Raw genomic sequence first — 13,173 nt, 5'->3', positions numbered from 1 at the left:
CGAACTAGGGACAGCGAAAAGATGCCAGAGCGGATGGGAAAATACTGGGCCATGATCGCCACCCTCGGGTTGGTCTGGGGCGGTACTTTTCCCCTGATTAAAGTGGCTCTGGAAGGGATCACGCCCTTCTGGCTGGCAGCTGGACGCATTGGCTTTGCCGCCGTTTTACTCTGTGCAATCTGGGGCTTGCGAGGCAGTGGTTTATTCAAGGCGCAGACCAGTTGGACGCCTCTTCTGATTATCGGCTTTGCCAGCACGGCCCTTCCCTTCATGCTGATCAATTGGGGACAGCAGCATGTCTCGGCCGGCTTCACGGGGCTTAGCATGGCAGCAATCCCGCTCTTTGTGCTCCCCTTGGCGCATTTTTTTGTACCCGGCGAGCGCATGATCCTGCGGCGTGTGATCGGCTTTGTGATCGGTTTTGTCGGTGTTGCCCTGCTGATCGGCGGCAAGGCCTTTGAAAGCAGCAATTCAGAGCTGGAACTTCTGGGCCGTATCGCCTGCCTCTCTGCCGCAGGATGCTACGCGGTCAGCTCGATCCTGACCCGCCGCCTGCCGCCCGTCGATCCGGTGGGGCTTGCCGCGATCCTGCTGGTCATCGGCAGCGTCATCATCCTGCCCACAGCCTGGGCCATCGAAGGCCCTCCGGTCATGCCGGATACGCACACTCTTGCGATCATCGCCTTCCTGGGGCTGATCCCAACCGCTGCCGCCAATTTCCTGCGAGTGATTGTGGTGCGCGAGGCCGGGCCCACCTTCATGACCCTGACGAATTATCAGGTGCCTGTCTGGGCCGTGGTCATTGGTGCGGTCTTTCTGGGCGAAGCCCTGCCCGCCTCGATGCTTTTGGCGATGGCCCTGATCCTGAGCGGCCTCTGCATCAGCCAATGGGGCGCCCTGCGCCGCCTGTTTTCACGCGCCTAAGCCTGTTTTCAGCGCACAGCCTGCCACAGGCGCACGGCCTGCGCGGTCTCTGCCACGTCATGCACGCGCAGGATCTGAACGCCCTGCGCTAGACCAGCCAGCCCGACGGCGATTGATCCCGGCGCGCGGGCATCTGGTGCAGGTGCCTGACCGATCTTGCCGATGAAGCCCTTGCGCGACACGCCCAAAAGGATGGGACAGCCGAGACCATGAAACAGGCTAAGGTTACGCAGCAGGGTCAGGTTGTGCTCCTGCGTCTTGCCAAAGCCGATGCCGGGATCGATGACGATCCGGTCCCGCAGAACCCCAGTCGCCTCCAGCCGGTCCACCTGCGCCGCCAGAAAGTCATAGACGTCCAGCAGCACGTTTTCATAAACCGGGTTTTCCTGCATGGTGGCGGGATCGCCCTGCGCATGCATCACGCAGACCGGCACCCCGGCCTGCGCCGCCAGCGGCGCCAATGCGGCATCAAAGGTAAAGCCCGACACGTCGTTGATCAGCCCGGCCCCGGCCTCCAGCGTTTCCGCGGCGACCTCGGCCTTGCGGGTGTCGATGGATATGGCCACCTGCGACACCTCGCGGATGGCGGCAATCACCGGCGCGGTGCGGGCGATTTCCTCGTCTTCGGGAATGAAATCCGCGCCGGGGCGGGTCGATTCGCCGCCCACATCGATGATCGAAGCGCCTTCCTCGACCATCCGCAGGGCGGCAGCGCAGCCTGCCTCTACCCCGCTGTGGCGACCGCCGTCTGAAAAACTGTCCGGGGTGACGTTCAGAATCCCCATGACCTGCGGCTGGGTCATATCAAGACCGGCAATCGCAGCGCGGCGGCCACTCAGCCGGTGACAGATGTCTTCCGGGATAAGCCCTGCTGGAATAAGGCGCGGCGGCGCATCGCGGCTCAGCACCTCTGCCTCGGAAAACCACAGTGAAGATCCGCCCGCCAGGGGCACCGCTCCTTCGGGGCGGAGGTCTCCGTGCTGCACCAGCGGGCGGTAATACATCACAGTGTGGTTTGCTCCATATCGACGGCGCGCAAGGGCACCTGCGGATCGGCCGGCAGGTCCGCACCGATCACGATCATCTCTCCTGCTTCGAATGTTGCCGCAAACCAGGAGGCAAGCGCAACCGCTTCGGCAGGGGCCGCGGAAGGACCATCGACGGCATCCAGAACGATCTTGGACGGGGCCCAGACGCAGATCTGGCCGTTTTTCATCGCCCAGTCCAATTCAGTCCGGGTCGCCACCACAACGCAGCGGTGATCCTTGGCCGCCAGGCGCCAGGCGTTCTGCTCGATCGCCAGCAGGTCGATCCGGCGCTGGGTCATCTTGTGGCCGGTCTGCGGCACCGCAAGGGGATGCGCGCCGACACAGAGGATCAGCGGCCGTTGGCGGCACTCCATCTGATCGATCCAGCCGGTCAGGTTGTCGCTGTCGATGGCCTCATTGGACAGGTACATCAGGCGCGGATGCGGGACTTCGCCTTCGTCCACCGTGTGCGTGACCTGATCCTTGGAGCGGACGATTTCCACCCCCAGCGCCCCCGGCCCACGGTCCAGTTTCTCCACCCGCACGAAACAGCGGATCGCCTGCGGTTCCAGCAGGACCCGTTCGGCCACGCGTTCGGCCAGAGTTTCAAGGAGGTTCAGCCGCTCGGCGGCCAGCTCATAGGCGATTGCCTCGGTCACCTTGTCATAGGACAGGATGCGGTCGACATCATCATCCAGATCCGCGGGCAGCGGCGCCACTTCGACCACCACATTGAAACAGATTCTCTGTGTAGTGCCGCGCTCGGCCTGAAAGGCGCCGATTTCCACTTCGACCAGGTGATCCCGCAGCGAGATCCGGTCCAGAGGACCACCGCTGGCGGTCGCAATCGACCGTTCCGAAGGGTGTTCAAATGCGAGACGGATTTCTGAGGGCATGGCTGCGGGCCTTTGTCTGGCGGTATCAAAACGTACGGTGTCCACCGTACATCTGTCTCCCCGTCCATAGCAGGCCCGCATGCGCCGTACCAGCGACCGAAACCGCCTTTACGGCGATCCGGTCGGTGCAATCACCCTTGCGGACCGATCACTCGCTGGAAGCGGTGCGGAACCGGTCGTCACGGTAGAACTGGTGTACGCCAATCCGTGCGGTTTTGGTGAAATGGCTGCTCCAGCGCGGGCGCACTGCGGTGGTGTGGTAATAGGTGGCGCCCTTGGTCAGGCCGGTATCAACACCGTCAAGCACCAGACGAGCCACCTTGGCCACGCGTTCAAAGGCGCGTTTTTCGCGAATGACCTCTTTGTGGCCATCGCAGGTATAGGTGAACTGGCACTGGTAGCGGCGGCCGGTTCCCTGATTGATCACGCCACAGAAACTGCCGGGGAATTGGCTGCTTTCGACCCGGTTGCGGATCACCTCGGCGACAGCGAACTGGCCTTTGACGGTTTCACCGCGCGCCTCGAAATATAGCGCCTCTGCGAGGCAAGCAAAGTTTTCGCCGCCAGTCGCCTTGGGTTGTTCGTCGAGCCATGCACGGGTGAACCGCAGGTCCTTTACATCCGGCTTGGATGGGGTACGCTTGAACCCGAAAAATCCGTTCAGGCGGCGTGTGGGCACGGCGTTCAGGGTGGACTGTTCGCGTTCGAACAGAGACTTCAGGCCAGTCTCGGCATGGGCCATGGGTGACGTGACCGTCAGGGCCGCCAGAGTGGCAGCCAGCGTCAGGAGTTTCATCTACAGATCCTCGTTTGTCAGCTCGCGCACGGCCTCCCCAGGTTGCGCGGTGGCAGGCTCTAAACGAATATCCGCAGATCGTCCACCTATACGAATGGTCAGGTCCCTGTGCGCCCAGTAGGGAACCGCCCAGATGGACCCAGCCAAAGCTGTCTGAAATCGAATTTTATTAAGTCTTTACGTAGGTTGGGGCGGCCTTGCCGATCTTCTCTCCAATCGCCAGCTGCGCCGCAGCCAGACGCACCACCGGAACGCGGAACGGAGAGCAAGACACGTAATCAAAGCCCGCCTCACGGCAAAAGGCAATCGATTCGGGGTTGCCGCCGTGTTCACCGCAGATTGACAGGGTGATATCTGCGCGCCCCGTGCGCCCCCGCTGCGCGCCAAGTTTCAGCAATTCTCCCACCCCGTCCACGTCCAGAACGTGGAACGGATCCTCTGGGAAGACGCCCTGCTGCACGTAGTTCGACATGAAACGGCCCGCATCATCGCGCGACAGACCATAGGCCATCTGCGTCAGGTCGTTGGTTCCGAAGCTGAGAAACGCCGTATGCGGCGCGATCTCTTCAGCGCGCAAGGCAGCGCGCGGCGTTTCGACCATGACGCCCAGACGGTAATCGAACTTCTGACCGCGCTCGGCGCTGACGGCCGAGGCCACCGCATCGATGCGCGCCTTGACCAGTTCCACCTCGCGCTTGGCCGAGACCAGCGGGATCATGATTTCCGGCACCACGGGCGCGCCGTCCTTGGAAGCCTCAAGCGTGGCCTCAAAAATGGCGCGGGCCTGCATATCGTAGATTTCCGGCACCGTGACCCCCAGCCGTACACCGCGCAGACCCAGCATCGGATTGTACTCGTGCAGTTCCTCCACCCGCCGGGTGACATCGCTGACGGGAATGCCCAGCGCCTCGGACAGCTCACGCTGACCGGACAGCGATGTGGGCAGGAATTCGTGCAAGGGCGGATCGAACAGCCGGATACAGACCGGCAGCCCCTCCATAATCCGGAACAGCTCGCGGAAATCGTCCCGCTGCATCGGCAGCAGTCGCGCCAGAACCGCCGCCCGCCCCGAAGAGGTCTCGGCAAAGATCATCTCGCGCATCACGGTCAGCCGACCGGGATCAAAGAACATATGCTCGGTCCGGCACAGCCCGATGCCTTCGGCCTTGAAGTTGCGCGCCGTCTGGGCGTCGGCAGGCGTATCCGCATTTGCGCGAATTCCCATGTCGCGCGCCTCGTCCGCCCAAGTCAGAAGGGTCTGGAAGGCATCGTCCTGCGCCGCTTCCAGCATTTCCGGCTCACCGGCCAAAACCTGACCGTTGCTACCATCGATGGTGACGGTGTCACCGGCCTTGAAGACCCGGCCGTCCGTGGCCACCAACTGTTTTTGCTTGGTCAGGAACTTCATGTTCGAGGCGCCAACGATACACGGCACCCCCAGCCCCCGGCCGATCACCGCTGCGTGGCTGGTCATGCCGCCCCGCTCGGTCAGCACTGCGACGGCCGCATGCATGCCGCGTACGTCCTCGGGCGAGGTTTCCCGCCGCACCAGAATACATGGCTCACCGCGGGCGGCACTGGCCTGTGCTTCGGCCGCCGTGAACACGAGCCTGCCTGTCGCAGCGCCTGGACTGGCCGCGATCCCGGCACCAATCACATCCCGTTCGGCCGTTGGCAGCACCTGCCGGTGCAAAAGCTCGTTCAGAGCATGGGCGTCGACCCGCATCACCGCCTCGTGCGGGGGAATAATACCATCCTGCGCCAGCGCTACCGCGATCCGCACCGCCGCCTGCGCCGAGCGTGCCACCCGCACCCCGTCCAGAATATGCACGTCGTCGTCCTGAATGACGAATTCCACCTGCATTTCTTCGCGCAGCCGACGCCGCATCAATCCGGCATAGGATTTCAGATCGGCAAAGGCCGTGGGCGCCAGTTCCTCAAGCGAGGGCCCCCGGGCGTCCTTTTCCAGGAACAGCGCGCGCGCCCCGGCGCCCAGCGCCTCGCGGCCCTGCGACTGGCTCAGGTAACGGCCGGTGAGCTGCGGCTTACCGGTGCGGCTGTCGACCAGCTGCAACACGCCAGAGCCGCATTCCCCCTGTCCCAGCCCCGGAATCATCTCCTGCACCACAAGACCCAGTCCGGCATCCGCCGGAGCGCCCTTGGCCTGACGCAACAGCCGTGCCGAGGTGCCTTCCCAGGCGCGCGCCATTGAGCGCAAAACGGCCGCCAGTTGCTCAGCCGGATCCTGCGGGAAGGGCTCATCCGTCTCCGCCTCATAGGCCATCAGCGTTTCGCGCAGCGCATCCGGGCCGCCGTCCTCGACATCGTCAAAGGCGTCCGGGTCCAGCCGCGCCACATGCACCGCATAGGATTGCACGAACCGCAAATACAGACCCGCTGCTGCCTCTTCTCCAAGCCGATTGCACAGCCCTTTGCAGCGGTCCTCGTTCATACCGATGTTGAGGATCGCCCCCGGCCCACCCCAATCCGGATCTTCGGATGAGGGCCGTACGCAGAGCAGCGCATCGGTTGGAAACTCCGACAGGATGGCGCTGATATCCGGCATATCTCCCGCGGCGATTTCGTGCACCGCATCAAAAGACAGGGCAACGGTGCGCGGCACCGGCAGATCCAGCCGGACCAAGCGCTGCAGACATTTGGCGCGCCCGCCATGGCTGGAGGTCGCAATTGGGGCTGTCTGGGTGATCAGCGTGGCCAGGGGCGCATCGGGCATTGTCTATCCTGAACTTTCTGCACTGCGGCACTCACAGTTTCCTAGCAGCATAAGCCGCCTTTGCGCTCCTGCAAGAGGAGAACAGAAGAGAAGCCCATGCAACGCCATATTTTCCTGACGTTATCCACGCCGAGCCGGGTGCCCTGCGAAGGCCCTGCCGCGTCCAACGAAAAACGCCGCGCAATCAGCGCGGCGTTTACTATGGTTTTATCCGGGCCTGAAGCTCGGGATGCCGTTCAGCCTTCCAGGCGGGTCAGGTCAGCCACCTGGCCACAGACCGCGCGGATCTGGTGCAGCAGGTTCAGCCGGTTACGGCGCACGATTTCCTTGTCCGAATTGACCTGCACCGCCTCGAAGAAGGCGTCGATCGGTGCCCGCAGCGCCGCCATGCCGCCCATGGCGGCCGCGAAATCTTCGGCCTCGATGGCCGAGGAGATCGCCCCCTCGCCCAGTTCAAGCGCATCAAACAAGGCAATCTCGCTGTCGTCCTCGGCGAATTTCTTGTCAGCGCCAAAGGAGTATTCGACCCCGTCCTTCTCTTCGGCCTGGGACAGGATGTTATTGGCGCGTTTGAAGCCCTGCAGCAGGTTCTCGCCATCCTCGGTCTTGAGGAAGGCTTCCAGCGCCCGGGCGCGTTTCACCAGCAGTGTCAGATCGTCGTTGCCGTCCATGGCAATACAGGCATCGATCACATCGTGGCGGATACCCTGATCGCGCAGGAACACCTTCAGCCGGTCATGGAAGAACGTCAGCAGATCGCGCGACACATCCGGAAGGCTGTCCTTCAGCTCTTCCATATGCTTGGGCAGATCGCCATCAAAGGCATCCAGAACCGTGCGCACCGCGGAGCCGAAGACGCCATGTTCGGCGATTTCCTTGATCATGTCGCGCATCAGCCCGGCCGATACAGCGTCATCGCCATTCTGTTCCAGCTCGTGGCGCAGCAGATGGGTGTCGATATGTTGGTCCAGCGGCGTGCGGATGTCATTTTCCAGCACCAGCCGGATGACGCCCAGCGCCGCGCGGCGCAAAGCGAAGGGGTCTTTTGACCCGGTAGGTTTTGCATCGATCGCCCAGAAACCGGTCAGCGTGTCCAGCTTGTCCGCCAGCGCGACCGCGACCGAGATCTTCTCACTCGGCACATCATCCGACGGGCCAAGCGGAGAATAGTGCTGTTCGCAGGCATTGGCCACTTCTTGCGGCAGACCCGCGGCCTCGGCGTAATAGCGGCCCATCAGGCCCTGAAGCTCAGGGAATTCATAGACCATTTCCGACGACAGATCCGCCTTGGCCACGCGAGCCGCCTGTTCGGCCAGATCCGCGTCGGCGCACAGCACCGGTGCCAGCTCGCGGGCAAGCGCGGCAATCCGCTCAATCCGCTCGGCCTGGGTGCCCAGCTTGTTGTGGAAGGTCACGTTCGACAGCGCCTCGGTCCAGGAGGACATACCCTCTTTGGCCACGCGCAGATCGTTCTCCCAGAAGAATTTCGCATCGGCCAGACGCGCCGACAGAACCTTCTGATTGCCCGCCAGAATAGTAGCGCCGTGATCGGCGGTTTCGCGGTTGGCAACGGTGACAAAGCCTTCGATCCGGCCCGTCTTTGGATTGCGGACCGAGAAGAACTTCTGGTGCTCCTTCATCGAGGTCTGCAGCACCTCGGGCGGCAGCTCCAGAAAATCGTCGTCGATCTTGCCCATCAGGACCACTGGCCATTCCACAAGACCCGCGACTTCGGTCAACAGCCCCTTGTCCTCGACCACCTCAAGACCACCAGCGAAGGCTTGGTTGGTAGCATCATGCCAGATCGCGGCCTCGCGTTCTGCCGGGTGCAAGATCACGTAAGCGCGCTTGAGCTTGGCGGAATAGTCCTCAAAACCGGTGACGGTAAAGCTGTCCGGCGCCATGAAGCGGTGGCCCCGGGTGCTGTCGCCCGCCTTCAGGCCTTCGATTTCAAACGGCACCACCTCGGCGCCGCCCTCATCCGACAGGATGCAGAGGATCGATTGCAGCGGACGCACCCAGCGCAAGGAACCAGCGCCCCAGCGCATGGATTTCGGCCAGGGGAAGTTGCGGATCGTCGTCTCCAGCACCTCGGCGATGATCTCTGCCGCCGGGCGACCGGGTTTTTCGATAGTGGCGAAATAGACGGCGCCCTTTGGCGTCTCGCGCTCTTCCAGCTGATCACGGGAAATTCCGGCGCCGCGCAGGAAGCCTTCGACGGCCTTGTCCGGCGCGCCGACCTTGGGGCCCTTGCGCTCTTCGCGCAGGGTGGGGCTTTCGGCCAGCAGACCATCGACAGCAAGGGTCAGACGGCGCGGTGTCGACAGGGCGTGGGCGGCGGCATAGGTCAGACCGGCCTCGACCAGACCGTCGGTCATCCGTTTTTTCAGATCCGCCGCCGCACGCGCCTGCATACGGGCCGGGATTTCTTCGGAAAACAGTTCAATCAGCAGATCGGGCATTCCAGGTCCTCGGGGGTAGATGCGCCGGTGGCGCGAAAAATCTTCAGTCAGTACAGCAGCCCCGGATGGGCTGACAGATGGTTTACTCGTCCCGCTCCGGGCAGGCGCCCTCCACCACAGAGGTGCCATCATAGGTCTGTTTGCCGCAATCGTTCATATCGTGCCAGACAAAGCCCTGTCCCTGATCGGTGATCGCCACGATGCGATCGACACCATAGGAAATGTTCTTCACTGAAACGAAAGCGGTGGCAGTACCTTCCTCAAGCGCGGTGCCCAGCGCTTCGGCGTCGAAACAGTCGAACCAGCCCGGCGCATTGCGCGGCACGGTCTGCTTGGAAGGGGTGAATTCCGCTGCCAGATCCTGCCGCGTCAAATCGGTCGTGAAGCAGGCCCGGTAGCGGATCGGAGAGCTGTCCGCGTCGATCGCCTGGAAATCATCATAGGCGATCGGGCGCGGCTCGCTGCCATCCAGTGGCAACAGCACCACGTCGCGGCCCGGTTGCGGCGCGACCTCTTCATAGAAGCCATAGACCTGAAGATAGTACATGGCGCCGCCCGCGACGAGCGCGGACAATCCAAGAATGATCGCAAGAACCTTGCCTAGCATGGCGTCTGTCCCCTTCAGGCGGCCTGTCCGCCAGCGGCTGTCTGCACAAAGGCATCGGCGCATTGCTTGGCCAGCGCCCGAACCCGGCCGATATAGGCCTGACGTTCGGTAACCGAAATCACCCCGCGCGCATCCAGCAGGTTAAAGATATGGCTCGCCTTGATGCATTGATCATAGGCCGGATGCGCCATGATGATGCGCTTGCCGGTCTTGGGGTCGTCATGCGCCTGCGACAGGATCGTGTTGCACTCCGCCTCGGCCTCTTCGAAATGGCGCAGCAGAACCTCGGTGTTGGCCACGTCGAAGTTCCAGCGGGCGTATTCCTCTTCGGTCTGCTTGAACACATCGCCATAGGTCAGCGGGATCGGCGCATTCGGATCATTGAAAGGCATGTCCATCACGTGGTCGATACCCAGAACATACATCGCCAGACGCTCCAGACCGTATGTCAGCTCACCCGACACCGGCGCGCAATCATGGCCGCCGACCTGCTGAAAATAGGTGAACTGGCTGACTTCCATGCCATCGCACCAAACTTCCCAGCCAAGTCCCCAGGCACCCAGGGTCGGGCTTTCCCAGTCGTCCTCGACGAAACGGATGTCGTGCAACTCCATGTCGATGCCGATCGCCTCAAGGCTGCCGAGATAGAGCTCCTGCAGGTTCGGCGGGCTGGGTTTGATCAGCACCTGATACTGGTAGTAATGCTGCAGACGGTTGGGGTTCTCACCATAGCGGCCATCGGTGGGACGACGTGAAGGCTGCACATAGGCCGCAGCCCAGGGCGCCGAGCCTAGCGAGCGCAGCGTCGTGGCCGGATGGAAGGTGCCGGCGCCGACCTCCATGTCATAGGGCTGCATGATGGCGCAGCCCTTGGATGCCCAGTAGGCCTGCAGCCGCAGGATGATTTCCTGAAACGAGCGCGGCGCGTCGGTGGAGGCAGTGGTGGCGGCGGCGCCGCTGGTGGTCTGGGTCATATCAGATCCCTCTCTGGGACATCTCAATAGGGCAGCAAATGCGGGGTTCTTCCTATGCAAGCCCCCGCCGGGGGTCAACGGCTAGTCGCCTTTGAACGGCAAGGTAAGGGATGCTTTGCGCCTCTGGCTGCGGCAAAGGTGATGGTTTGCTGCATCAAGGCACGAATTCCCCCTTCTGCAGGAGTTTTCTTTACCCCATCAAAATGCTTATCTGCGCAACAACAAATTGCCCCATCGGGATAGAGGTCCTGTAATGAAAAGAATAGTCACCGCCCTGCTGCTGGCGCTCAATATGTTTGCATTTGCTCTGGCTGGCCCAGCACAGGCGCAACAAGCCGGACAGGAGACCGTCTGGATCCAGATCGCGGCCCGCCCGTCTCTGGCTGATGCCCAGCAGGAAGCGCAAAGCTATGCCGCGCGACTGCCCGATGTGGCCGGTTTCACCCTTGGCGCAGGTTGGTACGGCATCGTTCTTGGCCCCTATACCCGCCAGGATGCCGAACGGGTCCTGCAGGTCTACCGCAGCGAGGGGCAGATCCCCCGCGACAGCTTCATCGCCTTCCAGGCCAACCTACGCAATCAGTTCTATCCGGTCGGCGCACAGGATCAGGCCACCGCGACGGCTCCGACCACGGCTCCGGCCGTGCCGCAGGTGTCCGAACCTGTTGTTGAATCGCAGCCGCAAATCACCCTGCCCGATGAAACCCCGGCCGAGGCCCGCCGCAGCGAACGCCTGCTGACCCGAGAAGAGCGCGAGGAGCTTCAGATCGCCCTGAAAGCCGCCGGTTTCTATGCTGCTGCGATCGACGGCGCCTTTGGCCGCGGCACGCGCCGGTCCATGTCGGACTGGCAGTCCTTCAAGGGTTTTGAGCCCACCGGCGTTCTGACCACCGCACAGCGTCAGGTTCTGCTGGATGATTACAACGCGCCGCTGATTTCCGTCGGCATGGCCAATGTCATCGATACCGGCGCCGGGATCTCGATGGATATTCCCGCTGGTGAAGTCGCCTTCTCCCGCTATGAATCGCCCTTTGCCCATTACGACAGCCGCGGCTCTTTGGGCGTGCGCGTGCTGATGATCAGCCAGCGCGGCGACAAGAACACGCTGTTCGGTCTTTATGACATCATGCAGACGCTTGAGATCGTCCCTCTGGACGGCCCCCGGCAGCGCGGCAACGACAGTTTCACCATCGAAGGCAGCAACGGGCAGATCGTCTCTCATACCGAGGCCAGACTGCAGAATGGTGAGATCAAGGGCTTCACCCTGATCTGGCCGACCGGGGATGAGGACCGCCGTGCCCGGGTGCTGGCCGCCATGCAGAACAGTTTCCAGCGGCTTGACGGGGTGCTGGACGCCGCCGCAGGCAGCGACGTGCGCCAGAGCGTCGATCTGGTGTCCGGTCTGGAAGTGCGCAAGCCCCGCCTGTCCCGGACCGGTTTCTTTGTCGACCAGAACGGCGCCGTGGTGACGACCTCAGATGTGGTTGCAGGCTGCAGCCGGATCACGCTGGACCATGGCTATCAGGCAACCGTCGCCGCGAACAATGCCGAGGATGGCCTCGCGATCCTGCAGCCTGTCCAGAACCTGGCCCCGATGGCCGTTGCTGGGTTCACCACCCAGACGCCGCGCCTGCAATCCGAAATCGCCGTGTCGGGTTTCTCCTACGAGGGCATTCTGGGCGCTCCCAGCCTGACCTTCGGCACCCTGGCCGATATCAAAAGCCTTGATGGCAACAACGGCGTGATACGCTTGGATCTCGCAGCCCAGCCCGGCGATGCGGGTGGTCCGGTGCTGGATGCCTCTGGTGCGGTTCTGGGCATGCTGCTGCCGCGCGAAATCAAGGGCCGCCAACTGCCCGAGGGCGTCAGCTTTGGTATCAATGCCACGGCGCTGCGCAATGCGATTACGGCTGCAGGGATCGCCAGCGCCGATCAATCCGCCGGTGCCGCGCCCCTGTCGAACGAGGCACTGGTACGCCACGCCAGCGGCATGACCGTTCTGGTCAGCTGCTGGGAGTAACGACGTAGAAAAGACCTGCACATAAAGCAAAACGCCAGAGCCTGCCGCTCTGGCGTTTTCATTTGGCGGCACGCGTTGGTTCGGCTCAGAAGGCGTGGATACGGCCATCCCAGGTGTGAAAGCAGCCCGTCGTCTGCAGTGTCAGCACGTCGAATTCATGCATCAACCCAGCCGCCGATTCCTGGACCGAGATATCCCCTTCGCTGCCGCCCATATCGGTGCGCACCCAGCCGGGATGATAGATCCCGACCGAAATACCTTCAGGTTTCAAATCCGTCGCCAGATTGCGCCCGATGTTCAGCGCCGCCGCCTTTGAGGCGCGATAGGCATAGCTGCCCCCCGGGGCGCGGGCATGGCTGGCCATCTGGGAAGAAATGATCGCGATTTTCGGGTTATCCGACAGGCGCAGGTTCGGCAGCAACGCCTGCACAGTCAGGAACACGCCGGTGACATTCACCGCCAGGGACTTGCTCCAGACCTCGGTGGTGTAATCCTCCAGCGCCATGCCCTTGTCGATATAGACACCAGCGTTGCAGACCAGAAGATCAACCGGTTTATCGCCCAGGTGGGCGGCAAATCGCGCCTGCTGGCCGGAATCGCAGACATCAAGCCGCACCCCCGAGGAATGATCCCGCGAGGTGCCTGTCACCTCGTGCCCGGCCTCTGTGAGCTGCTTTACCAGCTCCCGGCCAATGCCCCGGCTCGCCCCGGTCACAACTGCGTGCATATGCC

General features: G+C 62.7%; 10 protein-coding genes. 2 read left to right on the top strand and 8 right to left on the bottom strand.

Going from position 1 to position 13,173, the window contains the following annotated elements; translation table 11 throughout:
* Positions 1–21 precede the first annotated feature (21 nt).
* Positions 22–924, top strand: a complete 903-nt coding sequence (locus SM765_RS07565) for a DMT family transporter (RefSeq protein WP_274837659.1) — start codon at positions 22–24, stop codon at positions 922–924.
* 8 nt (positions 925–932) lie between these two features.
* Here SM765_RS07565 and folP read toward each other — a convergent pair whose 3' ends face one another.
* The 7 genes from folP to SM765_RS07530 all read right to left on the bottom strand — a co-directional run bounded on the left by folP (position 933) and on the right by SM765_RS07530 (position 10,421).
* Positions 933–1,931 carry a dihydropteroate synthase gene (gene folP, locus SM765_RS07560; RefSeq protein WP_274834480.1) on the bottom strand — a complete coding sequence of 333 codons (999 nt, stop codon included), beginning with the start codon at positions 1,929–1,931 and terminating at the stop codon, positions 933–935.
* Positions 1,928–2,848, bottom strand: coding sequence for a dihydroneopterin aldolase (locus SM765_RS07555; protein ID WP_065272728.1), 921 nt, complete (start codon positions 2,846–2,848; stop codon positions 1,928–1,930). The genes folP and SM765_RS07555 overlap by 4 nt, the downstream gene beginning before the upstream one ends.
* 148 nt (positions 2,849–2,996) lie before the next feature.
* The gene (locus tag SM765_RS07550; protein WP_065272727.1) at positions 2,997–3,644 is read right to left on the bottom strand and encodes a cell wall hydrolase; all 648 of its coding nucleotides are present in this window, start codon (positions 3,642–3,644) and stop codon (positions 2,997–2,999) included.
* Between the two features lie 169 nt (positions 3,645–3,813).
* Positions 3,814–6,378, bottom strand: coding sequence for a putative PEP-binding protein (locus tag SM765_RS07545; protein ID WP_065272726.1), 2,565 nt, complete (start codon positions 6,376–6,378; stop codon positions 3,814–3,816).
* Between the two features lie 236 nt (positions 6,379–6,614).
* Positions 6,615–8,840, bottom strand: coding sequence for a glycine--tRNA ligase subunit beta (glyS, locus tag SM765_RS07540; protein ID WP_274837658.1), 2,226 nt, complete (start codon positions 8,838–8,840; stop codon positions 6,615–6,617).
* A gap of 82 nt (positions 8,841–8,922) precedes the next feature.
* Positions 8,923–9,447, bottom strand: coding sequence for a DUF6446 family protein (locus SM765_RS07535; RefSeq protein WP_274827776.1), 525 nt, complete (start codon positions 9,445–9,447; stop codon positions 8,923–8,925).
* 14 nt (positions 9,448–9,461) lie between these two features.
* Entirely contained in the window at positions 9,462–10,421 is a 960-nt protein-coding gene (locus tag SM765_RS07530) for a glycine--tRNA ligase subunit alpha (RefSeq protein WP_065272723.1), read from the bottom strand.
* A gap of 253 nt (positions 10,422–10,674) precedes the next feature.
* Here SM765_RS07530 and SM765_RS07525 point away from each other — a divergent pair, with 253 nt between their 5' ends.
* Complete coding sequence (locus SM765_RS07525) at positions 10,675–12,441, top strand: trypsin-like peptidase domain-containing protein (protein WP_274827774.1); 1,767 nt, start codon at positions 10,675–10,677, stop codon at positions 12,439–12,441.
* Positions 12,442–12,526: 85 nt separating this feature from the next.
* Here SM765_RS07525 and SM765_RS07520 read toward each other — a convergent pair whose 3' ends face one another.
* Positions 12,527–13,168 (bottom strand): SDR family oxidoreductase, encoded by a 642-nt coding sequence (locus SM765_RS07520; protein WP_274827773.1) that lies wholly within the window; start codon positions 13,166–13,168, stop codon positions 12,527–12,529.
* Positions 13,169–13,173 lie beyond the last annotated feature (5 nt).

The organism is Pseudophaeobacter sp. 1A09344 (genome assembly GCF_041008745.1).
Classification (GTDB): Bacteria; Pseudomonadota; Alphaproteobacteria; order Rhodobacterales; family Rhodobacteraceae; genus Phycobacter; species Phycobacter gallaeciensis_A.
This window is presented reverse-complemented; position numbering and strand designations above follow the sequence as displayed.

What these genes read in the sequence shown, in the direction of transcription:
- SM765_RS07565 (WP_274837659.1), top strand. Translation starts at nt 22, where the DNA reads ATGCCAGAGCGGATGGGAAAATACTGGGCCATGATCGCCACCCTCGGG.
- SM765_RS07555 (WP_065272728.1), bottom strand. Translation starts at nt 2,848, where the DNA reads ATGCCCTCAGAAATCCGTCTCGCATTTGAACACCCTTCGGAACGGTCG.
- SM765_RS07550 (WP_065272727.1), bottom strand. Translation starts at nt 3,644, where the DNA reads ATGAAACTCCTGACGCTGGCTGCCACTCTGGCGGCCCTGACGGTCACG.
- SM765_RS07545 (WP_065272726.1), bottom strand. Translation starts at nt 6,378, where the DNA reads ATGCCCGATGCGCCCCTGGCCACGCTGATCACCCAGACAGCCCCAATT.
- glyS (WP_274837658.1), bottom strand. Translation starts at nt 8,840, where the DNA reads ATGCCCGATCTGCTGATTGAACTGTTTTCCGAAGAAATCCCGGCCCGT.
- SM765_RS07535 (WP_274827776.1), bottom strand. Translation starts at nt 9,447, where the DNA reads ATGCTAGGCAAGGTTCTTGCGATCATTCTTGGATTGTCCGCGCTCGTC.
- SM765_RS07530 (WP_065272723.1), bottom strand. Translation starts at nt 10,421, where the DNA reads ATGACCCAGACCACCAGCGGCGCCGCCGCCACCACTGCCTCCACCGAC.
- SM765_RS07525 (WP_274827774.1), top strand. Translation starts at nt 10,675, where the DNA reads ATGAAAAGAATAGTCACCGCCCTGCTGCTGGCGCTCAATATGTTTGCA.
- SM765_RS07520 (WP_274827773.1), bottom strand. Translation starts at nt 13,168, where the DNA reads ATGCACGCAGTTGTGACCGGGGCGAGCCGGGGCATTGGCCGGGAGCTG.